Origin of the sequence: Bradyrhizobium sp., from assembly GCF_019244115.1 — a bacterium.
GTDB lineage: Bacteria > Pseudomonadota > Alphaproteobacteria > Rhizobiales > Xanthobacteraceae > Bradyrhizobium.
In genome coordinates, this window is record NZ_JAFATE010000399.1 from 1 (window position 1) to 26,774 (window position 26,774).

General features: G+C 59.6%; 20 protein-coding genes. 12 read left to right on the plus strand and 8 right to left on the minus strand.

Going from position 1 to position 26,774, the window contains the following annotated elements:
• Together JOZ76_RS17480 and JOZ76_RS17485 are read right to left on the minus strand one after the other, a co-directional pair.
• On the minus strand, positions 1–972 hold a 972-nt coding region (locus JOZ76_RS17480), incomplete at its 3' end, for an efflux RND transporter permease subunit (protein ID WP_291700132.1).
• Between the two features lie 47 nt (positions 973–1,019).
• Positions 1,020–2,270 carry an efflux RND transporter periplasmic adaptor subunit gene (locus tag JOZ76_RS17485; RefSeq protein WP_291700134.1) on the minus strand — a complete coding sequence of 417 codons (1,251 nt, stop codon included), beginning with the start codon at positions 2,268–2,270 and terminating at the stop codon, positions 1,020–1,022.
• A gap of 413 nt (positions 2,271–2,683) precedes the next feature.
• Between JOZ76_RS17485 and JOZ76_RS17490 the strand changes: the two genes are divergently transcribed.
• Both JOZ76_RS17490 and JOZ76_RS17495 read left to right on the plus strand, forming a co-directional pair.
• Positions 2,684–2,866 (plus strand): hypothetical protein, encoded by a 183-nt coding sequence (locus JOZ76_RS17490; protein WP_291700136.1) that lies wholly within the window; start codon positions 2,684–2,686, stop codon positions 2,864–2,866.
• A 1,098-nt stretch (positions 2,867–3,964) separates the two neighbouring features.
• Positions 3,965–4,093 carry a hypothetical protein gene (locus JOZ76_RS17495; protein WP_291700138.1) on the plus strand — a complete coding sequence of 43 codons (129 nt, stop codon included), beginning with the start codon at positions 3,965–3,967 and terminating at the stop codon, positions 4,091–4,093.
• A gap of 26 nt (positions 4,094–4,119) precedes the next feature.
• Here the strand turns inward: JOZ76_RS17495 and JOZ76_RS17500 are convergent, their stop codons facing one another.
• A complete protein-coding gene (locus tag JOZ76_RS17500; RefSeq protein ID WP_291700139.1) occupies positions 4,120–5,784 on the minus strand; it encodes a sensor histidine kinase in 1,665 nt (554 codons plus the stop codon).
• 140 nt (positions 5,785–5,924) lie between these two features.
• On the opposite strand from JOZ76_RS17500, the gene JOZ76_RS17505 reads away from it, so the two are divergent.
• A complete protein-coding gene (locus tag JOZ76_RS17505; protein ID WP_291700141.1) occupies positions 5,925–6,530 on the plus strand; it encodes a response regulator transcription factor in 606 nt (201 codons plus the stop codon).
• Between the two features lie 25 nt (positions 6,531–6,555).
• On the opposite strand, the gene JOZ76_RS17510 is transcribed toward JOZ76_RS17505, so the two are convergent.
• The 3 genes from JOZ76_RS17510 to JOZ76_RS17520 form a co-directional block, all read right to left on the minus strand.
• Positions 6,556–6,996, minus strand: coding sequence for a hypothetical protein (locus JOZ76_RS17510; protein ID WP_291700143.1), 441 nt, complete (start codon positions 6,994–6,996; stop codon positions 6,556–6,558).
• Positions 6,997–7,342: 346 nt separating this feature from the next.
• On the minus strand, positions 7,343–10,582 hold the full coding sequence (locus JOZ76_RS17515) for an efflux RND transporter permease subunit (RefSeq protein ID WP_291700145.1): 3,240 nt from the start codon (positions 10,580–10,582) through the stop codon (positions 7,343–7,345).
• A 40-nt stretch (positions 10,583–10,622) separates the two neighbouring features.
• Complete coding sequence (locus JOZ76_RS17520) at positions 10,623–11,855, minus strand: efflux RND transporter periplasmic adaptor subunit (RefSeq protein WP_291700147.1); 1,233 nt, start codon at positions 11,853–11,855, stop codon at positions 10,623–10,625.
• A 193-nt stretch (positions 11,856–12,048) separates the two neighbouring features.
• On the opposite strand from JOZ76_RS17520, the gene JOZ76_RS17525 reads away from it, so the two are divergent.
• The 8 genes from JOZ76_RS17525 (at position 12,049) to JOZ76_RS17560 (ending at position 24,681) form a co-directional block, all read left to right on the plus strand.
• A complete protein-coding gene (locus JOZ76_RS17525) occupies positions 12,049–13,608 on the plus strand; it encodes an efflux transporter outer membrane subunit (RefSeq protein ID WP_291700149.1) in 1,560 nt (519 codons plus the stop codon).
• A gap of 313 nt (positions 13,609–13,921) precedes the next feature.
• Positions 13,922–14,491 (plus strand): YqaA family protein, encoded by a 570-nt coding sequence (locus JOZ76_RS17530; protein ID WP_291700151.1) that lies wholly within the window; start codon positions 13,922–13,924, stop codon positions 14,489–14,491.
• Positions 14,492–16,223: 1,732 nt separating this feature from the next.
• A complete protein-coding gene (locus JOZ76_RS17535) occupies positions 16,224–16,694 on the plus strand; it encodes a hypothetical protein (RefSeq protein ID WP_291700152.1) in 471 nt (156 codons plus the stop codon).
• 702 nt (positions 16,695–17,396) lie between these two features.
• Positions 17,397–19,019, plus strand: coding sequence for a hypothetical protein (locus JOZ76_RS17540; RefSeq protein ID WP_291700154.1), 1,623 nt, complete (start codon positions 17,397–17,399; stop codon positions 19,017–19,019).
• A 96-nt stretch (positions 19,020–19,115) separates the two neighbouring features.
• A complete protein-coding gene (locus JOZ76_RS17545) occupies positions 19,116–19,931 on the plus strand; it encodes a nucleotide-binding protein (protein ID WP_291700155.1) in 816 nt (271 codons plus the stop codon).
• On the plus strand, positions 19,921–20,307 hold the full coding sequence (locus tag JOZ76_RS17550) for a hypothetical protein (protein ID WP_291700157.1): 387 nt from the start codon (positions 19,921–19,923) through the stop codon (positions 20,305–20,307). Before JOZ76_RS17545 ends, JOZ76_RS17550 begins: the two co-directional genes overlap by 11 nt.
• Before the next feature lie 7 nt (positions 20,308–20,314).
• The gene (locus tag JOZ76_RS17555; RefSeq protein ID WP_291700159.1) at positions 20,315–22,060 is read left to right on the plus strand and encodes a type IV secretion system DNA-binding domain-containing protein; all 1,746 of its coding nucleotides are present in this window, start codon (positions 20,315–20,317) and stop codon (positions 22,058–22,060) included.
• Between the two features lie 140 nt (positions 22,061–22,200).
• On the plus strand, positions 22,201–24,681 hold the full coding sequence (locus tag JOZ76_RS17560) for a TOTE conflict system archaeo-eukaryotic primase domain-containing protein (protein ID WP_291700161.1): 2,481 nt from the start codon (positions 22,201–22,203) through the stop codon (positions 24,679–24,681).
• 36 nt (positions 24,682–24,717) lie between these two features.
• On the opposite strand, the gene JOZ76_RS17565 is transcribed toward JOZ76_RS17560, so the two are convergent.
• Positions 24,718–25,017, minus strand: a complete 300-nt coding sequence (locus tag JOZ76_RS17565; RefSeq protein ID WP_291700163.1) for a DUF736 domain-containing protein — start codon at positions 25,015–25,017, stop codon at positions 24,718–24,720.
• A gap of 216 nt (positions 25,018–25,233) precedes the next feature.
• On the opposite strand from JOZ76_RS17565, the gene JOZ76_RS17570 reads away from it, so the two are divergent.
• The gene (locus JOZ76_RS17570; RefSeq protein WP_291700165.1) at positions 25,234–25,467 is read left to right on the plus strand and encodes a hypothetical protein; all 234 of its coding nucleotides are present in this window, start codon (positions 25,234–25,236) and stop codon (positions 25,465–25,467) included.
• A gap of 244 nt (positions 25,468–25,711) precedes the next feature.
• Here the strand turns inward: JOZ76_RS17570 and JOZ76_RS17575 are convergent, their stop codons facing one another.
• Positions 25,712–26,554, minus strand: a complete 843-nt coding sequence (locus tag JOZ76_RS17575; protein ID WP_291700167.1) for a DUF932 domain-containing protein — start codon at positions 26,552–26,554, stop codon at positions 25,712–25,714.
• Positions 26,555–26,774: the final 220 nt, after the last annotated feature.

Consider the following 26,774-nt stretch of genomic DNA (forward strand, 5'->3'; position numbering starts at 1 on the left):
CAGACTGCCATCCGAGTTGAGCTTCTTGATCTCATCCTGCACCTTCGGGATAATGTCGTTGGTGTGCTCGGTCCGCCTCATCACGACGATTGCGGCCACGACATCGTCATCATGGTCCCTGCCGGCGATGCCGAGCCTGGGCACGTAGCCGATCGAGACCTTGGCAACGTGCCTGATCTGAATCGGTGAGCCGCCGGACTGGGTCAGGACGATGTTCTCGATATCCTGAACGTGGTAGCCGTTGGTGACGTCATCGGCGCCGCCGCTGTCAATCAGGCCGACGCCCCGGATATTGACCGACTGCTGTCCAATGGAGATCTCGCGTCCGCCGACATTGATGTTGGCATTGCCAATCGCGGAGATGAGCTGCGGAATCGTGACGTTATAGGCTTCGAGCTTTCCGAGATCGGCATCGACATTGAACTGTTTGGTGGTGCCACCCCAGCTGTTGATCTGCGCCACCCCCGGAATGGTGAGCAGACGGCGAGTTACCACATAGTCCTGCAGCGTGCGCAGGTTGGTCAATCCGAAATGCGGCGGGCCTACAATCTGATAGCGATAGATTTCGCCGACCAGGCTGGACGCCTGAATGGTCGGTACCAAGTTGCCCGGCAACGTGACGTTCTGCTGCAAGCTGATCGAGGCCTGCTGCAGGGCAAAGTAATAGTCGATCCCGTATTTGAAGGTGACGCGGACAAAGGACAAGCCATAGAACGAGGTCGAGCGGATATTGACCACGCCGGGCGTCGGATAGAGCCCGACCTCCATGGGGATGGTGTAATACTTTTCCATCTCCTCCGCGGAGAGGCCTGGAGCCTGCGCGGTGATTTCGAGAATGACAGGAGCGGGATTGGGATAGGCCTCGACGTTCAGCCTGGTAAATGCGACCAGCCCGGCGGCGCAGAACACCATCAGCCCGAGAACAATAATCGCGCTGCGCGTTAGTCCGAACTCAAGAATTGACTTTATCAAGTGACCCCGCGGTGCCTCTGTTGGCTCGTCCTATGCGCCGATCTCATTCAGCCTGCTTCGCCGAGCAGCAGCTTGTTGCTCAGGTACACCGCGCCCTCGCTAACGACGGTTTCTCCGGGCTGAAGGCCATTCAAGATCTGAACCCAGCCGCCCTGTCGAATCCCGGTCTGCACCGTGCGCTTGTTGAAATGCCGGCCGTCGTTGCTGACCCAGACCGTCATCGTGCCGTCCCCCTCCCTCACCACACTGTCGGCTGGCACCGCGAGCGAACGCGCGGGGTCTCCGACATGAATGACGAAGCTGGCGTACATTCCCGAGCGCAACAGGTGTTCGGGGTCGTCGACCTCCGAGCGAACCAATTGCCGATGGGTGTTGGGATCGATGATCGAGCCGACCGTCGTAACGTGCCCTTTGAAAACGCGGTCTGGATACGCCGGCACCCTCACCTCGACCGGCTGACCGACTTTGTAGGCCGGTGCATCGGTCTCTATGACATTCGCAATCATCCACATCGTCGAGATGTCGGCGATCGAGAATGGTGCGGGCGCCGCGCCCGGCTGGGTCAAAAAACCCGGTGCGGCGTTGCGGGTGACGACCCTGCCGTCGATGGGACTGGGGACGACCAGGGTTGAATCGATTCTCCGATCCGTCAGGATCTGCTCGACCTCGGCGTCCGACTTGCCGAAGATGCGCACTGCGTTCTTGGCTGATTTGAAGTTACCCTCCGCGGTCTGCTCATCAGAGGTTGCCTGATCGACATCCTTCTGCGCGCTGCCGCCTGCCTTCAACAGGCCAGTTGCGCGCGCCAGGACTCTCTTTTGGAGCTCGAGGACACCGGCGGCCGCAAGGAGGGTCGATTCTGCCTGCAGGAGATCCGGGCTGTCGATGGAGAACAGGACGTCACCCCTATGGACGTCGTCACCCACATTGTAAAAGGCCTTCAGGATTTTTCCCGGGTACTGGGAGAAAACCTGGACCAGCATGTTCTCGTTGAAGTCGATAGTGCCGATCGCAGTCTTGAGGATTGCAAAGTCGCGTGTGTCTACCGGTCCGACCTTGATCGAAGCGGCTTGTTTCTCGGACAAATCGACAGACTGGATCTCACTCTCGGTCAACTGCGCCGATCTGGTAGATGATGATTGATTGTGGCTTGGTATTTCTGAAAGTCCCGGCGCGGGAATCAGCTTCGTCCAGAATAGGGCTGCGACAGCAGCCGCCGCGACGATCGCAAGAACACCTCTCGTTCGTACGTGGTTCATTCGAATGCCTCGGCGAGCCCCACCGCGAGTTGATTGCAAGCTGAAAAGTCGAGACGAACACATGCGAGGCGAGTGCGCTCGGATACCAAATCGAGACCATCAGCAGGCAAGGTTCCATAGTTCGCTCTTCGACTTCGGGCAAGCGCATTTTTATTGTTTAGACAACACGTTAGCGAGCCTTACGCTAGGCTTACAAAGCTCAAACCTTACGCAGAGCTTACAAACCCAACCGGAGCCTGCGGCTTGCGCTGAGAAGGAGTACGATCCAGAAAACTTCTGTAGGCGCTGTCAGCGGGCGAGTAAATTCCCGGCCAAGTCCATACGGACACGCCGAAGAGCCTTATTGGATGGGGGCTGCGGTAGGCTCCTATTTTTGCGCTGGCGCGTCGCGGGACACCTACGCTCTTTGCGGGGATTGAATGAATAGAAGACTTGCTGGCTGGACAGCGTTCGTGTCGGTATTCCTTGCAAGCGGATTGGCGCTGCGGGTCGCTTTTAGACTTGGCATCGCCGCTCAATATGGCGGACAGAGTTTCGTAGCCGAATTGGACACGTTGTCACGGGTGGCGGCTGTGGCAGGGCTTGCTGCGCTGGTCTCTGCAATTGCTCAGGTCATCGAGAAGGCATCGAAGTAATCGCGTGATCCGGACCAGTTATCGTTTCGACGGCTTCGATCCCGACTGGCCCATCTTTGTTATTTCTCCACGCTGGGGTGGAACGACCGAGTTCGTTTGAGCGGCAGGCCCTCCAATATAGCTTTGGTTCTTCTTCGGACCGCCAACTGCGGCTTGCGCGACGCTGAGCGCCAGCGATAGACTGCTGACCGCAAGGAATGCGCAAGCTATCCTGATCATATAATCGTCCTCGGCAGCCATTTTATAGGCGCGAAAAGAAGATGTTTCTGTTTAGCTCGAAATGCGATTGTCGTCGAGCTGAGCTAAGGTTGGGCGCGATGCCAGTCCGGAAAATTGTTGAGGCAGGCAATGGCACTTGATCAAGTGAGGAAGCCATTTACTGTAGCGTGTGTCGCGCTTCCCTGCTCGGCGAGCGCTCAACCACGCGATACCTCCACAATCGAAGTGGCGGCTCCCGGCCAGCTGTACGACTATGTCGTTCATGTTCAGAATACGTACGACTATCGGTACAATCCCGAGGTGCGTCAGGATCGTATTTTACTCGCGAGACGAGTTGCCAGACCGATCTGCTCGAAAATGCAGATCGTCGGTGAAAGCAAGTTCAAGACCGAGATTTTTGGACTGACAACCGGCAAGCCAGACTACGTCGTGTATTTGAAATGTCTTCCTTTGCGATCTCGGATTCCTCGGTGAACCGCGTCCAGTCGTCCAGTTGACCAACCCACCCGAGGCAAGCGCCACTATTCGTAGCGGAGCAGACCGGAACCCGCCAAGACCGCCAAATCCCGGCGTGCCTCTTCGGTGGCCTCGGCTCATGCCGACACAGCGTCACTTTGCAAGGCGACAACGAGCACGGGAATCGATGAAGTCTTGACCGGGCTTGCGTTACCCACGCAAAATGTCCGGACGCCCGGGTTGATCCAAATATTCAAGTGCAGTCACAGTTTACGGGAGCGACATTTCCCGCGTCGTGCACTGAGTGAGTGATGGTGATGTCCCACAAGCGGTCCACGCGCCGGCGAATATGGGTCACGCTGTGGAAAATTGTCACGTCGGCCGCTGGGGGACCGAATGGGAAAGTTGGCCAAGAGGCAAAAAATGAAGCTGAAAAAGGCCGAGAAGAAAGAGTTCAAACGATTTGCGAAGGCTGCCCGCAAAGTGGGGCTGCTCGTGACCAGAGACTCCTACATTCGCTATTTCAGCGACTCTTCCAAGCACAAGCAATAACTGGGCAATCCGGCCGCCTGCCTTGCTTAGAGTTCGCCCGGCTCAGCGGCGCTGAGCTTCGAACGCGACGAATCCGCGCGCTTGTCGATCGCGCGCGAGAGCGGCAGCCGTACTGCAAAGCAAGAACCCTTCTCCTCGGCGCTTTCGACGTCGACGCTGCCGCCATGCAGTTCGGCGACGATCTTGACCAGGTAGAGACCGACACCGGTGCCGACAATTCCGGAAACATTGCTACCACGGTTGTAACGATCGAAGATATGCGCGAGATCCTTCTGCGGGATCCCCATTCCTCGGTCCCGCACGGCAACCGCAATCTTGTCTCCCTCTATCTCCGCAATGATCTCGATCGGGCTGCCGTCTGGTGAGTATTTGAGGGCATTCGATATGATGTTGCTGAACATCTGGAAGAGCAATTTTCCGTCGCCCAAGATCGGTAGTGGCACCGGACCGAGCCGCTGGTTTATGTTCGCCTGCGCGGCGATATCGCCATGGATATGGCAAACCTCGTCCAGGATCACCCGCAGATCAATCTCAAGCGGGTGGAAGTAGAGCTGCGCTTCGCCATCGACCAGACGCGAGGAATTGATGAGTTTATCGATCACGGTGGTGATGCGGAGAACGGCTTTGCGGATCTTACCCGCACGCTCCGCGACATCGGCGCTTGCAGGCCCATGAGCCGTCTTGGCCAGACGCTGTGCTTGTCCATCAATGATTGTCAACGGCGTACGAAATTCGTGCGACGCCATGGACACAAAATCCAGCTGCAACTGGTTCAGGCGCTGTTCCTCCGCAAGCCTTTCTTCCAGCATGCTCGCCTGCTGCGACAATGAGCGCTGGCTCAGCATCAGCTCGATGGCGTTCGCGCGGAAAACGCCTAGTGCGCGTGCCATTTCGCCGATCTCGTCGATGCGATCGTTACCACGTATCTCGATATCCGTATCGTTTCCCGCGAGCCTGCGCATCCCGTCGGCGAGTTCAAGCAGTGGCATGGAAATGAAGCGCTTCACGTAAAATAGCACCCCCATGATCAATAGCGCGGCAATTCCCATGGCGAGGAGGATCAGCGAGCTTGAATGCCGGTAGGCGACATCGGCCTCATAGCTTGCAGCGTTTGCACTCTCGATATTGAGGCGCGTAACAAGCTCCAGCGAATCACTAGCCGCATCGTATGCCGATTGCGATTCCGTCCGATAGAGATTGATGGCCTCTGCCGTTTGCCCAGTTTCATATAGTTGCAGAACGCGGTTCAGTACGTTCTGGTAAGAGGTCCAATTTTCCTTGAACTTGCCATAGAGCTCGGCAGAAGCTGGCGATTGGCGCAGGCTTTCATAGTCTCTCTGTGCCCGTCCGACGGCTTGTCCGAGGCTCTCGATCTCTCTCTTGCTGAGGCCGGACTCGTGATTTGAGGAGAGCAAATAACGTCCCTCCGCGGCTCGGTAATCGGACGTGAAATTGTTCAGATCACCAATCAACCGCGTGCTCGGAAGCCACATGTCCCGCACATCGGCGGACACGCGGTTGAACTCCCGGAGCCGATCGATGCCAAACAGCCCCAGGCCTGTGATCAGCAGGAAGAAGAGCAGGAATACCAAAGATAGAACAGAGTTCAGCGAGCGCGCCCGCATTGTCCATACCGAAGGGGTTAGGTCACGACCCCAGAGCCGATTGCTGGAATCCAGGTATTCTTCCACCGCAGGCTTTCAGCTCCGACTGCTACTGTGATTTATCACATTTGCATGGTTCAAAGACAGCTTCTATGGCTGCGCTGGGACTTGCTTCCGGCCCTCGGCCGGGCGGGCAGAAGGCAGTCGTTTTCCCGCGGGGCGCATAGATGGCGGGTATCAGGAAGAAAATTCTTTGCATCGAGGACGATCGCGAGACCGCGGCATTGATTGCCGAGGAGCTGGAAGAGCGGGGATACGAGGTGACCCTCGCCTATGACGGGGGTGAGGGATTCGCCGCCGTTTTCAGGACTATGCCTGATCTTGTGCTGTGCGACATCAACATGCGCGTAATGTCCGGATTCGAGGTTCTGGAGCATCTGATCAAGATCGCCCCTCGCTTCAACAATGTGCCGTTTGTGTTTCTTACGGCTCTGACCGACCGCAGGAACGAACTGAAGGGACGAGAGCTTGGCGCGGACGACTATGTCACGAAGCCGATCGATTTCGATATTCTGGCCACGATCATCAAGGCACGTCTCGCCCATATCGCGCGGACCGAGGTGTGGGTCAAAGACGTCCACCTCAACGATCGCGAGATCGAGACCCTGACCTGGGCAGCGCGCGGCAAGACTTCGGCCGAGATCGCAAAAATCCTTGGACTGACCAAGCGAACCGTTGACTTCCACATCGACAACGCACGGATCAAGCTTGGCGTAGCGACCCGTACTCAAGCCGCGATCAAGGCAGTTACCGGCAAGTTGATCGAGCCCTGATGGAAACATCCAACCTGAAAAACATCTAATCGCCATTGCGAGTGGAGGCTCGCGCGTCCTCACGGGCAGACGCCAGCCTCTCGACATATTCCGCCGCATTCCTCGGAAACCAGTCGACGCCGATCTGCCTAAGCTCGTCCGACGACGGCGCCGGGTCACTGATATCGTCCAGCAACTGCGCATAGGCGTGGAGCACACTAACTTCGACATCGCGCGTCGTTTTCGCAAGTTGCCGGAGAATCTTTGCCGCTGTTACATTGCCTCTACTCAGCGAGAAATCGGCGGCGCATTCGAATTCGAGACGCAGAAGCTCGCGTATCTTCGCCTGATCCCTATCAACCGTCTTGGGCACAGCAGCTCTCGCCAATTCCTTGGGGCGATCGATAGCGACGCTGGGCGATTGATGTGGCGGCACAGTTGCAGGTGTCGACCCGGCTCCCGTCACGCGAAAGAACCATCTGACCATCTCTTCCCTCCTGACAGCGCTCTTTGCGCAGCTCAAGGGTGCTTCAGCGCAAAACTAGTACCACTCAGCGTGGCACTGGCACCTTTGGTCGAACCACCCACCACCCCTGTACGCGCGGTTGGCCGAATCATCCCTGTGCCGTTAACGTTTGGACCACTTTTCGTTGCGGCGACGCCTTCAAATGACTTTGGTGTCAGAGATCCGATCGCGCTCCTGGAGGGGATGCCTCCGGTGGTTTGAGCGAACGCGACATTAGTCAACGCCGTACAAAGCGTCAGACTGATTATCAGACTTGAACCTACTTTCATGGTCGCCTCTTGCCTTGATCCAAGGTCTCCAACACGCATCACTCGGCCGGCGCAAGGTTGCGCGCGCCGTCAGCGCCGGCATGCTCGCCCTCTCCATCCAGGAACATCATCCGAAGCGCTGGCACGACCACGAGCAGCATGACCGGCCCGATCAGCATGCCACCCACGACGACCGTGGCGAGCGGGCGCTGCACCTGACTGCCAATGCCTGTGGAGATGGCCGCGGGAAACAGCCCGATACAGGCCGACATCGCGGTCATCAGCATTGGCCGCATGCGTTGGGTGGCCGCATGAAACATCGCCTCACCTGTCGGCATGCCGGCGGCCCTGACCTGATTGTAGTAGGTAATCATCAGAATGCCGTCCATGACAGAAACGCCGAACAGGGAGACGAAGCCGATCGCGGCCGAGATACTGAAATCAAGCCCGGACACGTGCAGCGCCACGATGCCGCCGGCGATCGCGAAGGGAATGCCGGCCAACGCCAACAGACTGTCGCGCAAGGAGTTGAACAGGCCGTAGAGCAAGACCAGGATCAGCAGCACGCTGATCGGCATCACGAATTCCAGCCGCTTCTTCGCAAGCTCCAGATCCTCGAACTCGCCGGCCCAGACGATCCGATATCCGGGCGGTAGCTGGATGTTCTTGGCAATCCGTTCCTGTGCCTCCTCGACCGTGCCGCCAAGATCGCGCCCGCGCACGCTGAACTTGATTGGAATGTATCGTGTGCTCGTCTCGTGGTAGATGTAAGTGGCGCCGGTATCCAGAGTGATGTTGGCGAGTTCGCGCAACGGGATGTAGGCATTGCCGCCCGCGGGCGTCGGGTAACCGACCTTGATGTCGCCAACCGATTCGAGGCCGCCGCGGTCGCTTTCATTGAGGCGAACGGAAACGCCGAACTGGCGGTCGCCCTCGAGGAGCGTTGTCGCCTGAGTGCCGCCGAGTGCGGCCTGAATCACGGTATTGACGTCGCCGGTATTGAGCCCGTAGCGCATCGCCTTGTCGCGGTCCACCTTGATGTTCAGGTTGGGCTGACCGAGCACGTGGAAGACCCCGAGATCGGTGACGCCGCGGACCTTTTCCATTTCGACCTGGATCTGGGTGGCGAGACGCTCAAGGACCGCGAGATTGGGCCCAAGAATCTTGACCGAGTTGGCGCCCTTCACCCCCGATATCGCCTCCTCGATATTGTCCTGGATGTACTGCGAGAAGTTGAAGGTCGCGCCAGGCACCGCGTCGGTGAATTCTCTGTTCAAATCCTCGATCAGCTTGTCTTTCGTGTAGTTCGCAGGCCAATCCTCGAACGGCTTCAGCGGCGCAAAGATCTCGATATTAGAGAACGGCGACGCGTCGCTGCCATTATCCGGGCGACCGTGCTGCGTGACAGCCGTGATTACCTCGGGGTGCCGTAAGAGGACCTCACGAAGCTTGCCTGTCGCTGGTGTACCGGCATCGAGCCCCAGCGACGGGGGCAATGCCACGCGAATCCACAGATTGCCCTCTTCCAGATGCGGCAGAAATTCGCTACCGAGCCGCGTTCCCATCAGAGAGATGAGACCGAGGAAGGTCAGTCCGACGACAACCATGGACTTGCGATGCGCCAGCGACCAATGCAACAGCGGCTCGTAGATCCGGCGCAGACCCCGCACAACGATTGTCTCGGTCTCCCGCACATGTTCGGGCAGAAGATAGGATGCCAAAACCGGCGTCACAGTGAAAGTCGCGATCAGGGCCCCCGCGAGCGCATAGGCATACGTGCGGGCCATCGGCCCAAAAATCTGGCCTTCGACCCCCTGCATGGTGAACAGCGGAACGAAGGCTGCAACGGTGATCATCGCCGAGAACAGGACCGCCCTGTCAACCTGGAGCGCGCTGGACAGGATCAGCCGCAACCGATCGGTCCAGAGACTAAAGATGCCCGCCCGCTCGCGGGTTGGATCCTCGCCCCAGCGGCCATCGGCGAGAAAGCCGACGGCTTCCTGCCTTTGCTCCTCCCGCGATTGAAAATTTCGGAAGATGTTTTCGACCAGGATCACCGCGGAATCCACGATGATGCCGAAATCGACGGCGCCGACGGAAAGAAGGTTGGCATCCTCGCCCATCAGCACGAGGATGATCACGCTGAAGAACAATGCAAAGGGGATATTGACACCGACGATAATGGCGCTGCGGAGATTGCCGAGGAAGATCCATTGAATGAAGAAGACCAGCGCGCAGCCGAAGATCAGGTTGTGCAGCACCGTCCGGGTGGTCACTGAAACCAGTGTGCCCCGGTCATAGTATGGAACGAGCTTGACCCCAGGTGGCAAGGTGCCGTCATGGTTCATCTGGTCGATCACGGCCTCGACCTTCGGCAGCACGTCGTTCGTGTGCAGGGTGCGATTCATCACGACGATAGATAGAGCAACGTCGTCATCATGGTCACGCCCGGCAATACCGAGCCGCGGGACAAAGCCAAGCTCGACCTTGGCCACATCCTTGATCGTCACTGGTACGCCGTTCAGCTGAGTCAGAACGACATTCTCGATGTCGTCGGTGTGATAACCCTGCGTTAGATTGTCGGCGCCGCCCGAATCGAACAAGCCGAGGCCGCGAATATTTACGGATTGCTGTCCAACCGTGATCTCACGGCCACCGACATTTATGTTGGAGTTGCCGAGCGCTGTGACGATCTGCGGGATCGTGATGCTGTAGGCGTCGAGCTTATGAAGATCGACATTCACATTGTACTGCTTGGTCGTTCCACCCCAGGAATTGACCTGCACCACGCCTGGCACCGAGAACAAGCGGCGCAGGACGATCCAATCCTGCACGGTCCGCAGATTGGTCAAACCGAAGTGCGGCGGCCCGACGACCTGATAACGAAAAATCTCTCCGGTCAGGCTAGATTGCTGGATTTGTGGAACCTGGTTTTGCGGCAGGGTGACGTTCTGTTGCAGGCTGAGCGCGGCCTGCGTGTAGGCGAAGTAGTAGTCGACGCCGTACTTGAAGGTCACGCGAATGAAGCTGAGCCCGTAGAACGACGTGGAGCGAATGCTCTCGACGCCAGGCGTGGGGTAAAGGCCGATTTCCATCGGTATCGTGTAATAGCGCTCCATTTCTTCGGCCGAAAGTCCCGGCGCCTGCGCCGTGATCTCAAGTATCACGGGTGCAGGATTGGGATAGGCCTCGATGTTCAGCCTATTGAACGCCAGCACGCCGGCGCCGACGAAAACCAGCAGCCCCAGCAGGACGATGGGACGTCGGGTCAGGCCAAAAGCAAGGATTCCTTTTAGCACTATAACGCCTCTTAATTGGTTGCCGCGCAGCGCGCGCCGCTCAGCCGCCCGTCTGCCCGATCGCGAGCATATTGCTCAGGAAGATCGCGCCCTCGGTAGCCACCAGTTCGCCCGGCTGCAGACCTTCAACGATCTGACGTAGCCCATCTCTTCTGTCACCGATCTTGACCGCGCGCTGGGTGAATCGTTTTCCACCCGTCGTCACCCAGACCGTCATCGTCCCGTCACCTTCACGAACCACGCCGTCCAGTGGTACGGCCACAGACCTGACGGGATCACCAGTCGCGATGGCGAACCTGGCGAACATGCCGGAGCGCAGTTCGTGACTGGGGTCCTCGATCTCCGATCGCACCAGCATTCGGTGGGTATTCGGGTCGACATTCGAGCTGATGGTCGAAATGTGGCCCGTAAAGACCTTGCCGGGATACGACATCACGGAGACCCTCACCTTTTGACCGACATGAATAGCGGACACGTCACTTTCTGCGACGTTGGCGAGCATCCACATGGTCGACGTATCCGCCACCGAGAACGGCGCCGGCGCGTTGCCGGGCTGAACGAACAGGCCCGGAGCTGCGCTGCGTGCTGTGATACGGCCATCAATCGGGCTCTTCACCACGAGCTTTGGATCGGCCCGGCGCTCTTTAATAATGACGTCGACCTCGGCCTCGGTCTTGCCAAAGATGCGAACGGCGTCGCGCGCCGCCTTAAGCGAGCCTTCGGCGGTCTGTTGATCCGAGACCGCCTGCTCAAGATCCTTCTGAGCAACGGCCTTGATCTCATAGAGCGAAGAGAGACGCTTCAAGTTGCGCGTTGTCATCTCGAGTACACCTGCCGCGGCGATCAGGTTTGAATCGGCTGTCAGCATGTCTGGACTGTCGATCGTGAAGAGAATCTGTCCTTTCCTGACGTCGTCCCCGACTTTGGCAAACGTCTCCAGAATGCGCCCCTGGTACGGGGCGAACACCTGGAGTGTCATGTCTTCGTTGAAGTCGATGCTGCCGACGGCGGCTCTCTCGACCGGGAACTCGTGATCTCTGACCGGCTCGACCTTGACGGTCGGCATTTGCGCCTCGTTGAGCTCGACGCTCGGAACTCCGCTCACGATGCCCGTCTTCACATCGACCGCATCAGTTTTGGCATTGGCATCCGAGCTGAAGGCCTCGCGGCCCAAGCGCAGCGAGCTCGTGACGTAATCAACCGAATAAGCCCCCGCGAAAGAACAAAGCGCGCCGGCCGCAACGGTCGCCGCGATCACTTTGGATTTTGCCATCGATGCACCTATGCGGCTGTCCGGCGGCGTGCGCACGCAGGCCCGAGAATTCGACTGATTATGCCTCCAAGGAGCGCGACATTTCACTGCGACAAACCCCATTGATTGCTGTGACAAATCACAGTTTCCGGCGAGGCAAGCTGAACTAGCGTTCAGACTTCGTTAGTCACCGCGGCGGCGCCGAGACCACAACATGCGCTTCTTCCGCCGTTTCCTACGTGATGGGGTTCGGATGGCAATCTATCGTCTGGCGAGCGCGGCATCCTGCGCGGCGCTGCTGCTCTCAGGCTGCGCTGTCGGGCCGAATTTCGCGCCGCCATCACCGCCGGGTGTGACGCGCTACACCGCGAAGCCGCTCACATCGCCGCATCCCAACCCGGAACCGCCGAAGGTCGCTGGGCAACGGTTCATCGAAGGGGACGACATCCCGACCCGCTGGTGGATGGCGTTTCGCTCCAAACCGCTCAACGACCTGATCAGGCTGTCGATTGACCACAACCCGACGCTTCAGTCGGCCGAAGCTGCGATCCGGGTGGCGAACTACAATGCACTCGCGCAGCGAGGGTTCTTCTTTCCTCAAGCGAGCGCCAACTACACGCCGTCACAGCAGCTGCAATCGAACAATACGACGTCCGATCCGGCGACCCAGACCCAGATGAGCCTGCACACGGCACAGCTCAACATCAGCTTTGTCCCGGACGTTTGGGGCGCCAACATTCGTGCCGTCGAAAGCCTGGACGCCCTGACGGAGCAAGCGCAGTTCCAGCTTGAGGCGGCTCATCTGGCCCTCACGGCCAACGTCGTCACGGCCGCAATCCAAGAGGGCTCGCTTCGCGGGCAAATTGACGGAACGGAGCGTGTCATAAAGGCCGAGCGAGAGATACTCGACTTGCTGAGGAAGCAACTCAGCGCCGGCTATGTCGCGGAGACCGACGTGCTGGCGCAGGAAACGGCTCTCGCCCAGATCGAGCAGACCCTGCCGCCTCTCAAGAAACAGCTTGCAGTGCAGCGCGACCTATTGACGGCCCTTGCCGGCCAATTCTCCGCCGACGAGGTCTGGCAGACGTTCGATTTGAAACAAATCGCGCTGCCACGAAACCTGCCCGTGAGCCTGCCGAGCACGCTGGTGCGGAATCGTCCGGACATCCGCGCCGCCGAGGCGTTCATGCATTCAGCAAGCGCGCAAATCGGTGTCGCTATCGCGGTGCGGCTCCCGAATCTGACGATCACGGCGAATCCCGGCTCTGCCGCATTCTCGGTCGCCGAACTTTTCACTCCGGGGACGTATTTCTACACGGTCGCTGCGAGCGCGACCCAGCCGATCTTCGATGGTTTCATGCTCTATCACAAGCAGAAGGCTGCCGAGGCGGCGCTCGATCAGGCCGATACGCTTTATCGTCAGGCCGTGATCACTGCATTGCAGAATGTCGCCGACGCTCTGCGAAGCCTTCAGCAGGACACGCCGGCTCTCCAGGCGGCAACCAAGTCGGAACTGGCGGCCAAGAAGAGTCTCGATCTAATCAAACAGCAGCTTGCCCGTGGCCTGGTCAACCAAGCGGTGCTCCTGACGGCCCAGCAGGCTTATTTCAATACGGTGATTGCGCGTGTGCAGGCGGAAGCGACGCGTCTTTCAGACGTTGCGGCGCTCTTTATGGCGCTGGGCGGCGCCTGGCCGACCAATTGTCCGACGAGCGACTGGCGCGCTTGCGTATTCGACGAAGCAGAAGGATCCAAGGACACGACCAAGTCCTGAAGCATCGCAGAAAGCATCAAGGGGAGCAAGCAAGACGAAGCGAACATCACCAGTGTACCGGCGATCCTGGTGGCCGGTAGTGTCAGTGCTTTGTTCGGCGTCGACCAACCCGCTCCGCTCTTTAAAACTACAGCAAGGCACAGCAGGCCCGCTCCCGCCGGAGAACTCAAGGTCAGCTCCTGTGATTGTCCAATATTGAGCTACCTGCGCTGCAACAGTCGCGAAATACTGATCCGGCTGAACCGACTGTCGTGCTACCCTTGTGCGGGCCGCTCACGGACCAACAATGCTGCTTTTTTCCAACAATCGCGAGGTGTGGCTGCGCCGCGCCGAGGCGTTCTCAGACAGCAGATCTGGCGTAGTAGTGCTTGCGGGAACCGCTTTTGCAGACAGCTCGGTTCTTCCAGTTCTGCCGGACCTGCTCCTCATCCCAATGTTGCTCCTCAAGCCAGACCGGACCTTCTCGCTCACCGCAATCTGCGTCGTCGCCTCATCCACCGGAGCTCTGGTCGGCTACGGCATTGGCCATGTCGCCTGGGCCAGCCTGGGTGAGACCTTGGTCAAGATGTACGGGCAGGCTGACAATTTTCAGCGCTACCAGAGGCTGGTCGAAGACTGGGGGTTGTGGATCATCATCGCCAAGAGCTTCACGCCAATACCCTTCAAATTCATCGCCATTGCGGCCGGCGTTGCCTCGATGAATCTCTTGACCTTCACGGTTGCAACCGTAATCGGACGCACCCTCCATTTCGTCATCCTCGCGTTGCTCGTGGCGTCCTGGGGTCAGCAATTTCTGCAACTGGTTGCAAAATATGAGCGCTGGCTTCTTGGGCTCGGAATTCTCGGAGCGATCAGCCTTGGCATCGCCTACGCTACGCGGTGATCAATTGCCGCAACGGCCATAATAGGTCCTTGCGAGACGATAGGGAGGACCGAAAGCGACGAACTCTTTGCGGAGACACGCATCGCCGACGCGAAAGTCGCGATCGCTCTGGCACCGCAAATACTCAAAATGCAATCGTACCGCTTTGGCGTTGTTCAAATAGGTCGCCAAGTAGTGACCCGCGCTCGGCCTCTCTCGGCACATGTGAACAACAAAGTAACGGACGTCAGAGGGAAGCTGGTCGACATGGTCACGATTCCACGGCTCATCGTGAAGAACCGCGCTCGCACGAGCAAATGAGCTCGGCTGATTGCAGACGAGGTGGATCGATAAGCCGATGATCAGAAGAGTGCGTAGCTTCCGTTGACTCATTTCTTGTCCACATATCGTCTCGCCCCTGAATTTTAGCAACTTTCGCATACTGGCACGAGCGATATCGCCTCCGGAGTTGTCGCTCTGACGCGAGGCAACCGACAGCAATACGGTCCAAATTTGTGCGCCAGCGGCTCTTGCGAATGGTTGTCGGTTCTAAGCGAATTTCGAAGTGGTGCGCCACGGTCGATGAAATTGGCGCGCTCGTTCGCCGTGGGGCCATGATGTCGCGGCCGCCCACACGCTATCACCCGCGAAACTGCGATTGGACCGCGCATTTACGCTGAGCCTAGGTGCTATCGCGACGTCGTCCTCTTACCCTCCAATAGCTGCTGCGCCAATGCGCCAAGACCAAACGACCGGGTACGGCAATGCGCTTCAGCGCCCCACGAGACGGCGATTTGCAAGCCGAGCACCGGAATGGGATCGTATGTCGAAAGGTATCGGCCGGGGCTAGACCAGAGACACGAGGTGGGGCATCGAACTTTACAGCAGCAGATCACCGATCTTTGCCTTCCCCGGTTGCAATCCGCAACTCGGCTTGGATCGAACCGAGCAAGTGGCTCCGGGCGGATGGCGGCGCCGCCCAGCCGAAGCCCGCGCTATCTCATCTAGTCCCTTGCCTGAGGCACCATATAGGATGCAGGCGTCGTGCCAGACCGTCAGCGATCAGACACGAAGAAGTGTCTTGATCGCGCGCCGCAGCTGGAGCTGGACCACAGCTTCTACGCCCGCACATTGCTGTTCAATGTCCTGCAGCTATCGATTGCGATGATTGTGGTCTAGGGCTTTGGCCGGGTCCGATCTCCAAAGCCTGATCGCGAGCGGCGTAACAGCCTTGTCCAGGTGGTCCTACTCGCCGTATCTGGTCAATCTTCCTTGTCGTCCTCGTAATCCATTCCCGCTGGCGATTGGAGCCGCGCGTCACCCGGGCCACAGCTGCCTCCGCCATACTCTATGGCGGCATTTGCCTGGTCCTGGCCGCGGGGCCCTTGCCGCTATTTCGAGCAGCCAATTCTGAGTTGGCGGGATCGAAAGATTTTGACGTCTGCATAGTGACACGGCGCCACCTCGCGACCACACGTTTCCGAGAATGTCCGGAAGCCCTTTCTGAGGCTCTGAGGCGGGTGGGGCCGGCCGAATGTCCGATTTGCGCCTCAAGCTGACGCTCTGGTGGTAAGCCGAGCCGATCAGTCCGGTAGACGTGCGTTTCTCGCAAAGAGCGGACGACGTGCTGTATTAGGGATCTTTACGCATCAACGGCGATGCACAGGTGTGAACGTTACATTCTGATTCAAACCGTGACAAATCGAGACGTTTTGATGTATCGTTTTGACTCGGTTTGTTTCGGGAGAGCTGGATGAATTCTGACGTGCGACGGCGGCTGAAGGCACTGGCTGACGATCTTGAGGGACCACTGGGACGGATTCCGTTCGATCGGGCTTTGCGGGGACATATCGATCTGTTCGAGGAGCTGCGGCGCGAAGGGTGTTCCTGGTCACAACTGGCCCGGGCTCTTGCGGCAGTCGGAGTTAGGCGTGCCGACGGGGGGACGATTTCCTCCGATCACCTGCGCGGGGCGGTATCCCGGCAAATGAAGGTGAATACATCCGCACCAACAGGCCTGCCCCTGGAAGACGGCACAGTGCGGATCGCCGCCCCAAAGGAGAAAGCGTCTTCCGGATCCAGGGTCGGTGAAACAGCCGCGCCCAGGGCCCGGAAAACGGCTCCCGTCAAACCGGCCGGCGTGCAGAAACCAGACCAGCCCACGGCCGTGTCGCGCTCAATTCAGGACAAGCTTTCGCGCGTTGCGAAGTTGCGCGGCGGTTAGGCTCGGGGGTCGCGTCTCACAGGAACTTTAGCAGGCGGCTCTCTCAACCCATCATCACCACCTTCCGGCTTAGCTCGCGGTGGCCCCCCAATTAGGGTTTAGAAGTGAGGTTAAAACGGAATGCTGCTTGAGCCGATCGTCGTCGGCGACTAGTTCGACAGGAGCCATCGGGCCTTTTAATCTGCCCGGTAGCGCGCCGAATGGGCAGTTGTCGACGAGGTGTTGATTGGCCGCGATGGCAAACGAAATCGAGACTAAGTGCGAAGCGTGTGGCGGCACAGGTTTTCCTGCCGTCGAGCAGCCGACACAACCAGGCAAACGAATTTATCCAGCCCCGTGCAATAATTGTGGCGGAAAGGGTCGGACACGAAAAGCCGTCGACCCCACACTTCCAGATAGCTGCAGACCGCACGCGCGGACCCACGCTCGCGGGGACCGGTAGTCCTGCGCAGTTCTCAATGGATCCTTTCCGCAGCATTTTGCGCAGGCATCATCTTCCTGGCGATGGTGCTAGCTCTGGGTCCAAGATGGAGGACGCTTCCTAGTTCGCTTGCGATTGCCATCTGGGTCACTGGCTCGTGCTGGGCCGTGGCAGTCATCGCGTATTTTCTGGACGTCGAAACGAAAGTGCTGGCGCCGATCGTTGCCATTGGCGTCGCGACTGGGATAGTCGAATGGTTGCTGAGGAGAGAAAAATGAAGCTTGCTCTACTGGCGTGGCCTGTTGTCTGACGTGCGACGGCAGCCGAAGGCACTGGCTGGCGATCTTGAGGGACCACTGGATCGCATTCCGTTCGATCGGGCTTTGCGGGGACATATCGATCTGTTCGAGGAGTTGCGGCGCGAAGGGTACTCCTGGTCACGACTGGCAAGGGCCGGTGAAACAACCGCGCCCAGGGCGCGGAAGACGGCTGCCGTCAAAACCGGCCGGCGTGCAGAAACCAGACCAGCCCACGGCCGTGTCACGCTCAATTCAGGCCAAGCTTTCGCGCGTGGCGAAGTTGCGCGGCGGTTAGGCTCGCCGTCGCGGCTCACAGGAACGTTACCAGCCGGATATTCAGAATCCATCTTCTTCCCGATGAGCTTGTTAGCCTCGCGGCTCAAGGAACGCCTTGCGGCGCCGATGACAAGGGAAACAGGCATGGCGGCGGAGCTGCCGAATTCGGATATCGAAAGGAACAAGCTGCGCAAGCTGTTGCTTTCGGACACGCCTTTTCAGGGGTATCTCGACTTCAGCCGACCGATCGTCGCGGTCAGCGGGGAGGCCATACGCAAGGGAAGGGCCGCTTATCCGCCGCAGGTTCCGCTGCAGATAAAGCTGGCGGCCGGCTGGCCGGCTCAGAGTCTGCAAGGGATGATTGTCGATAGCCTCGACGATCCGCTCGCGATTCAGGCGACGCCGGAGGAACGGGAGCGGTTCGACCGGGGCGAGCCGCTGCTCGTTCGAGCAAATATGGTCGGCATGCGGCCTGAGCGGTCAAGCGGCGGGCAGGTCACCGACGATATCGAGAAGCAGATCAACGACGCCTTCGCGGTCAGCGTCTTCGTGATCTTCGAGCGCCTTCGGCATCTTGTGCCGCTGCGCGATGGAAGAAATGTCCGCAACTGGGCGGATCAGGAGGCGGCGCAGAACTTCATCTTCGACAAGGAGTTACTGCCGCTTCCCTGGCCCGAGCGCGACCAGCGCACGACCGGGAAGCGCCGCCGTCGCCTCATTGATACGGCCTGGCGCAATGGTCAGCGCCAGAAACTCCTGCGATGCCTGTACCCGAGCAGCACGGTCCGCCGGGAGATCGCGGTCTGGGCGGAGGGCTTTCGCAACCAACGCAAGGACGCGGTCGGGGAGGAAATACGCTTCCAGAAGACGCAATTTGTCGCGCTCAACATGTGCCGCGAGCGGGCGCGGGAATTTCGCCGCATCGAGAACAAAATCAGCAAGAGCATGCGGCAGGGCCCGGATGCGGAGGAGGTTCTCGATCTGGAGCAGGCGGAGGTTGCCGCAGGTTTCAACCACCCGATCGATGCCGGGGTGGTCTTTCCGGCTGTCTATGCCGGGAATTTCGACCCAAAGCTGATGTTCCATCGGCTGGCGAGTTTGAAGGGCTTCGAATTCATCCGGGACATTGGGAGGATCGCTCGCAGGCAATCCGCAGCGTTGTCTCCTGCGCAGTTCATCGAACGGATCGAACGCAGCCGGCAGCATCTTAAAGAGCAGCCCGAGATGTTCAGCGAAAGTCGGCATCCCGAACTGATGAGCGGACGGGAATTCCTGCTTTACGCGTACAAGATTTGTGAAGATCAGTGCGCGGCGCACCTCGCGCGCTGAACCTTTTTTCCGCAAAAAACTCAGAATCCATCCGGCCTGTTCGATTCCATGGCTTCGTCCTTGGCCCCGTGATCAAGCGGGAGGAAGGAAAGAGCCATGACAGAGACCGACAAGAGGCGGAGGGCCATCGTTGTCGCCAACGAAAAAGGCGGGGTCGGCAAATCAACGCTGGCACTGGCAATCACCGACAAACTGGCGATCGCGGGATATTCGCCGGTCGTTATTCAAATCGACCGTCAAAAGCGGTTGTCGGCCGCGCTGGGCCAGGAAGTCATTACCATTGCCTCCGATCCCAAGGCGGCGCGTGCCGATCCCGGCAAGGAGCTGGCGCGGTTCAGCCCGGTGCTGGACGCCGTCACACGAGCGCACACGACCGCTCCGATCCTTATCGACGTTGGTGCTGGCGAGGTTGGCCGGTTCTCCGAATGGGCTGCTCTGGTCGATCTGGACGAAGAATTTGGCGAATTTGGTTTCTATCCGGTCGTCTTCGTACCATTCACGGCCGAAGCAGAAGCGATGCGACAGGCGCATTGGACAGTCGAACGCCTGACGACGGCCATCCCTCGCGCGAACATCATCCTTGCCGAAAACCAGCGCGATGGCCGCATCGCCGATCTGCATCCGGCGTCCGCCGCCTGGCAGGAATGGAGCGACAAGCTCAAGAGTACGGCGCAGAGCAATGCACTCATCACTATGGGCGCCATTCCTGGCGGCTCATGGCGGTATTTCGAGGCGGCCGGCTCCCGGTTCATCGATGTCGTGGACCTCGATACGCCGGCCGCCATGCAACTGAGCGGCCTGCGACGTGCGGAAGCCAAGATCGCACGTGGTGATGTTGCCCAATGGCTGGTGGCGCTATTCGCAGAACTTGACCGTGCCTTCAAGACGACGGAGACGGTCGATGAAGAGTGAGAGTTTCAGAGCAGCGGCGTCACGCGCCATCGACGAAGGCAGCCGCGAGCGGCGGGTAACCGCACAGCGGCTGGCCTCGCAATTCGAGACGGGCGCGGCCGAATTCGATCCGAGCGCGCTGGAGCGCCTTGGAGGAGAGGGCCTCGCGGCGTTCCTGTCAGGCCTCGGCAGTCGCAACCCGCTTCCGAACTGGCGAGAGCCCGAGCCTACTGCGCACGTTCAATCTTCCGCCGTTCCGGAAGCCGGACGGGATTACGGCTGGGCGCTTTTGCGAAGCCGCGAACCCAGGTGGTTCGTCCGAGCTGTCGTGCGTGGATGGGCCGCCGGTTTCTGCCTTGTCGTCATCGGCTCGATCCTTCTCAGAATCGTAGAGTAACCGGACAATGACAAGCATCAAGGTCAAGAAGTCCCCAGGTCCCGCACTGGCAGCCGCGCTAGTCGTGGCATGCGGCGTCATGATCTCTGGCTTCTTCATCATCGCCCTTCTCGCCCCGTTTGAGAATTCGAACATCACCGCGGCTTATTTCTGGAGAACGGTCTGGTATGAAGGTTTCCTCCGCTACTGCGGACCGGGGCCGTTGCAGGTCTTCGATCTCGATTGCCGTACAGCTAATCTCCGGGCCTGGTTGGCCTGGCCGCCGTTCTATCTCCGGCTCTGCCTATTTCTTGGCTGCTCGATGATCGCGGCAATTCTTGTGGCCATCTGGAGCTGGAAGCATACGTCGCCGAAGGAGACTGTCCGCACGATCCGGGGTCCGTGGCCGATATTCGGAGCGCAGGGCCGGGTCTCACTGCGCAAGGCCATTGCCGTGACCGGAGCTCCGCAACCGGATTCGCTCTGGCTTGCGCCCTACGTTCAGCTTACGCCCGTCGCAGAAGCCTCCAACATTCTCGTCGTCGGCGACCAAGGTTCGGGCAAGAGCGCCGTGATCCGTGGCTGGGCCGAACAGGTTCTGGTGCGCGGGGAGCGATCGATCATTCACGACGCCAAGGGCGACGTTCTTGCCTGCGCGCCGATTGACCAGATTCTTCTGGTGGCGCCTCATGACGCAAGAGGATGGACCTGGGATATTGGCCGCGACGTAACCAACGCGCAAGGGGCTCGCGAGGTTGCGGAAAAGCTCGTGTCGTCGGGCTCAGAACTGGATTCGATGTGGTCCAATGGGGCCAAGGCCATCCTGTCGGGAGCCATCGAAGCGTTGCAACGGGCGCGCAAAACCGATTGGGGATGGGCCGATCTGTTTAAGTTCGTATTCCAGAGCCCGAAAGAGCTGCGTGCGGCTCTTGAGGCTGCACGTGCGCCAAGCGCCCACCTCATCGAACTCGACGACGAAGGCGTAGCCAACAGAACCACGCTGAGCCTGATACTGACGTTGTGGGTCGCGGCCCTGACGACGATCCGTCCGCTGGCGCAGGCGGAAGCCTCCAACAAGGAGCGCCGCTTCAGCGTCCGCGACTGGCTTTCCGAACAGTCCGGCCTGCCCCGGACGATCATTCTTCAGCACAATGCGGAGTATCCTCTGCTCTCGACCGCGATCAGCGGGCTGCTTGTGGATGTCGTTTGCGGCAAGCTGCTCAGCCCTTCCATGCCGAAACGGGATCGTCCGTGGCTGCACCTGATCTTGGATGAGCTTCCCGTGCTGGGGCGTCTTGAACAGTTTCCCAAACTGCTCAATGTCGGCCGGGAAAAAGGAGCTGCTGCAATCGTGGCAACCCAGAACTGGGAACAAATCCTCAAGCTCTATCAGCAGCACGACGCGGCAACGCTCGAAGCGCGTTTCAAGATCAAGGTCGTGTGCAAACTCGGCATTTCCGAAACACGCGAACGCGTGGTCAGCAAATATGCAGGTCGCCGCACTATCGAAACGTGGGTTGCCGCCTCCAGGGACAAACCTGAGAAAATCCGCCACGAGAATGAAATCGACGTGATCGAGCCAAACTACCTGGACGATGAGCTTGGCGTGCGCATCGTTGACGGTTTCGTTGTCGTTCGCGCTCTGGTTTTCGGTCTCGGCAATCCTGCCGTCGTCGAAACTCCGTTCACGCAATGGCGAAAACGGCGCGAAGCCTACAGGGACGCCGCCTGGGCGAAGACCGGCGCATTACGCGGTGCACCACACGTCGATTAGGCAGAGAGCGGATTATGCGGAGTGCCGTCCTGTGATGGCCTGGTTTTTCGCCGGTCTCGGCGTCTACGCTCCGCATAATCCCGAACGTCTCTGGCCGTAGTGATGCATTCTCCGCCTTAAGCCGGGGGCGCCTTTGGTCTATGCTGGCGCGCGAGATAAACGTAGGCGCGGGCTGCAAGCGGGTGATCGATAAGAATGATGCTTTGGAGGAGATTGCGCGCATCCGGCAGCGGTTGGCTGACCTGGATGCCGAACGGATGGCGCTTGAGCGCAAGTTGGAGTCGCTTGAGCAAAAGCTGACATCCGGCAGCCAGGCGGTCGAAAGACCTTCTTTTTCCGACGCCCCTGTTACCAACAACTCGCCATCAATCGAAAAAGTCGAGTTGTTCCGACGCTTGTTCGCCGGGCGTCCCGATGTTTTTCCGGTGCGCTGGGAAAACAGAAAGGCCGGACGTTCAGGCTATTCGCCAGCCTGCTCCAACGAGTGGGTGAAGGGGGTTTGCGGCAAGCCGAAGGTGAAATGTGGAGAATGCCCGCATCAGGCATTCATCCCACTCTCCGGGGACATCATCGAAAAGCACCTGCGCGGAGGCCATACGCGCACCGGTGACTTTGTCGCCGGGGTTTATCCACTGCTGCAGGACGAGACATGCTGGTTCCTTGCCGCTGACTTCGACAAGGAAAGCTGGGCGGATGACGCCAGAGCCTTGCTCGGCACCTGTCATGCGAAGGGAATTGCCGCGGCCCTGGAGCGGTCGAGACCGGGGAATGGCGGGCATGTCTGGATATTCTTCTCCGAGCCGGTCCCGGCAAAAATCGCCAGGCAGATGGGCTCTGCCCTGATCACGGAGACGATGGAAAAACGTCCTGAGATCGGCTTCACATCCTATGATCGCTTCTTTCCCAATCAGGACACGATGCCCCTTGGGGGCTTTGGCAACCTGATTGCACTACCGTTGCAAAGGAAAGCTCGTGAGATCGGCAACAGCATTTTTGTCGACAACAATCTGCGGCCTTACGACGACCAATGGGCGTATCTGTCGTCCCTGCCCAAATTGTCAGCTGACATGGTCTTCAGGATCGCGGACGAGGCGGAGCTATCGGGTCGGATTTTGGGCGTCCGCATGCCGGTGGACGACGAACATGCCGACGAACCGTGGAAGATGTCGCCGTCCCGCCGCGGTGCGCCGCGGCGTATTGAGGCCGCGATACCGCACAGCATCAGGATTGTGGTCGCCGATCAGGTTTACATCGACCGGACAAAGCTGCCGCCAGCCCTGATTGCGCAGTTTATTCGTCTGGCGGCGTTCCAGAACCCGGAGTTCTATCGCGCCCAGGCCATGCGATTGCCGACATTCAGCAAACCGCGGGTCGTCTCCTGCGCCGAGCTTTTTGCGCAGCATGTCGCCCTGCCTCGAGGTTGCCTCGAGGAAGCAATCGATCTATTCAAAAGCCATGGCGCCGTTGCCGATCTGGAAGATCTGCGCGAAATCGGCACGGCGCTTCCCGCGAACGTGTCCTTCCAGGGCGAACTGCGACGGCCGCAGTTGGCGGCGTTCGATGCTCTCGCCGCCCACGACAACGGGGTGCTCGCCGCCACGACGGCCTTTGGCAAGACGGTTGTCGCAGCAGCCCTCATCGCGCACCGCGCCCGCAATGCGCTGATTCTCGTTCATCGCCGAGAACTGCTCACTCAATGGGTGGAGCGACTCGGTTCCTTTTTGAACATTGACCCGAAACAGATCGGTATTGTTGGGGGCGGGAAAAGGAGGGCGACTGGCGTCATCGATGTGGCGCTGATCCAAAGCCTGGTGCGCAACGGAGAGGTTGCCGATATCGTCGCCGATTACGGCCATCTTATTGTCGACGAATGCCATCACCTGTCAGCAACAAGCTTCGAGCGTGTCGCTCGGCGGTCAAAGGCGCGATACGTCCTTGGTTTATCTGCGACTGTCGCCCGAAAGGACGGGCATCATCCCATCATCTTCATGCAATGCGGCCCCGTTCGCCATCGGGTGGATGCGAGGGTCCAAGCTACCGAGCGTGGCATTTGTCATCGTGCCCGCGACCGTTCGACGAGTTTTGAATTGCCGTCGTCCCTGGCTTCCGTCGAGCGCCCATCAATACCCGCGATCTATGCGGCACTAGCACAGGATAGTAGCCGAAATGACCTGATCTTCGATGATGTGCTAAAATCGCTGGAAGCCAAGCGTTCCCCCATCGTCCTGACGGAGCGAAAGGATCACCTCGATTATCTTCAGCAGAGGTTCTCGCCGTTCGTGAAAAATCTTGTTGTCCTGCGTGGCGGCATGTCCGCGACGGATCGCAAGCAGGCCAACGCGACATTGAATGTTGCTGACGATGACGAGCGCCTGATACTCGCGACAGGCCGCTACATCGGTGAAGGCTTCGATGATGCCCGGCTTGATACGTTGTTCCTGACGATGCCGATCGCCTGGAAGGGAACCCTGGCGCAGTATGTCGGTCGTCTGCATCGACAGCATGATGGTAAGAGAGACGTGCTGGTCGTCGACTACGTCGATAATGCAGTTCCCGTTCTGGCCCGGATGGCCGCGAAGCGACGCGTGGGCTATCGCGCGCTAGGCTACGTGATCGAGTAGTGGGCGCTCCGCCGTGAGCGGAGCGCCCGTGGTCGGTCATCGCGACCAGATCAGCTTGTGCTCGCCCTTGTCGCCCTGGACGAGGGATGCGTAGACCGGCGCGTTGAAGGACGGATCGTCGATCTTGAGCGAGAGGTACTCGGCGCCCGTCTCGCGAGCGGTCCTGGTCCAGCCGGCGCCGAATTCCACACCGTTGGCGGTGACGCGATAGTCGGGCGCCTTGTCGTTGTCGCGGGTGCAGGGCTTGATGGTGGCCTTGACGTTGAGGGTGAGGGTCTTGATCGTCCCGGCGTAAGCGCCGTTTTCGTCGCGGGTGAAGGTGCCGATCTGAGCCATTGTCGTCTCTCCTGAGTTGTCCGAAGCCGCCCGATGCGGACTCGATGGCCGTCGAGAGGCGACGGACCGGGCGTCTGCATCCGAAGGACCGCAGCGTCAGTGGAGGACGGCGGCAGCCGAGCTTGTTGCTGCGCGAGGAATGCGGCGCGGCCGCAGGGGAAGAAGGTCGGCGGAGCCGTTGCGGGCCAAGGCCGGGCCGGCGCCAGACCCGCCGAAATGAGAGGCCGTATCGGAGGCTTCGCCGGCACCGTCAGCAGAGACGCTGGCGGTCGGCGCCTCTTCATCGCGTTCGGCGCTGGCGGCACGTCAGCCCTCCGCTGTCACGGCCACCATGGCGTGGCGCGACCGGGCGATGATGAACTGGTTTTCGGCCTCGGTATTCCCGTCATGGTCGAAGTGCCATTCACGCAATGGCGTAAACGGCGCGAAGCCTACTGGGACGCCGCCTGAGCGAAGACCAGCGCATAAGGAAGAACGAACGATCAAGCGAGTGCCGCACAATGTGGCGCTGACTTTGTCCTGTCCGGTCAGGGTGATGCTATTTTGGCAGCCGTGTTGTTCGAGCCGGCGGAGCCCGGCGAGCGGCTTTTTTTACCCAGCACCTTCTTCGCCGGGCCGCGTGCGGACCGGCGAGAATTTTTCGGCACGGGGGGCGAAAGCCGAGAAGCCTTGTCCGGGTCCCCGGCATTGCCGGTCAGGCAGATTTCAGGCGCTGCATGCCTTCTGCCAGTGTCCAGAGCGCGCGGTTGAGGCCGACATTTTGGTCGATGCCATTGATGGCACGAGTCTGCGCGCGGCGAACACGGCCATCGCTGGTCTGGCGGCGGCCGTGAAGCCCGCCACGAATGAGGTTTTCCTGGGCTGCGTTCAGTGTCAGCCAGAGACTCTGCCCGACATCCTCGCGGCGCCGAGGTGCAATGAGCTGGTCCGGACGCACGGGGCTCTCGGCCTCGCCATACCGGGCGACAAGTGCAGCTTCAGCGAAAACAGTCTGCTCGTCCCGCGAGAGCTTTGTTTCCTTCATCGTCTCGACGGATTCGATGAGGCGCGGAAAGTCTTCCGCAACCGTATAAACGCCCTCGATAATGTCGTGCTGAATATTGCCCTTGTGCGGCGCGCGGACTTCCTCGAAGCGCTCGCCCGCAACGAGGCTGTTTGTGCAAACAAATCTGAGCATGCCCGCAAACATCTGGTACGCCGAGGTTCCGTCATGCGAATTGACGATGATGACTTCGGCCGCTTCGGGCTTGCCGATGCCCTCGTCACGACGCAGGCGGAGCATGTGCTTTGCATGGCCGAGCCGGTCACCGTCGCGTGGCACGGCCTGCACGGCGAAGAACGGAAACCATCCTTCGCGGCGCAATCCCTCCACAATCTCGATCGTGGGTACGTAGACGTAACGTTCCGACCGGCTGTCATGCGCCTCGCGGGCGAAGACAGCCGGGACGTGGCGGTTGAGGGTCTCGTTGTCGAGGGCTTCGCGTCCGCTGATTTGGTGGGCGTTGTGGCCGAACCGGGTGGCGAGACCGTGATGCATGATCTTGCTCCTTTGAGGCTTGGGTTGCAGCGTTGCGCTGCAGCCCTGCCTCGCGGCGAGCAGCGGGGTAGCAAGGGCAAGAAGACTGTTCGGCACCGTGGAATAAATGGAGGGGGGCCCCACCTCGCGGGGAGGAGGCCGTTTATGCCGCGAAAGGCCGAAGAGTGTTCTTGTCCCACGCGAGGGCGGAGCCATTAGCAAGCCACCGGCAGGAACATCT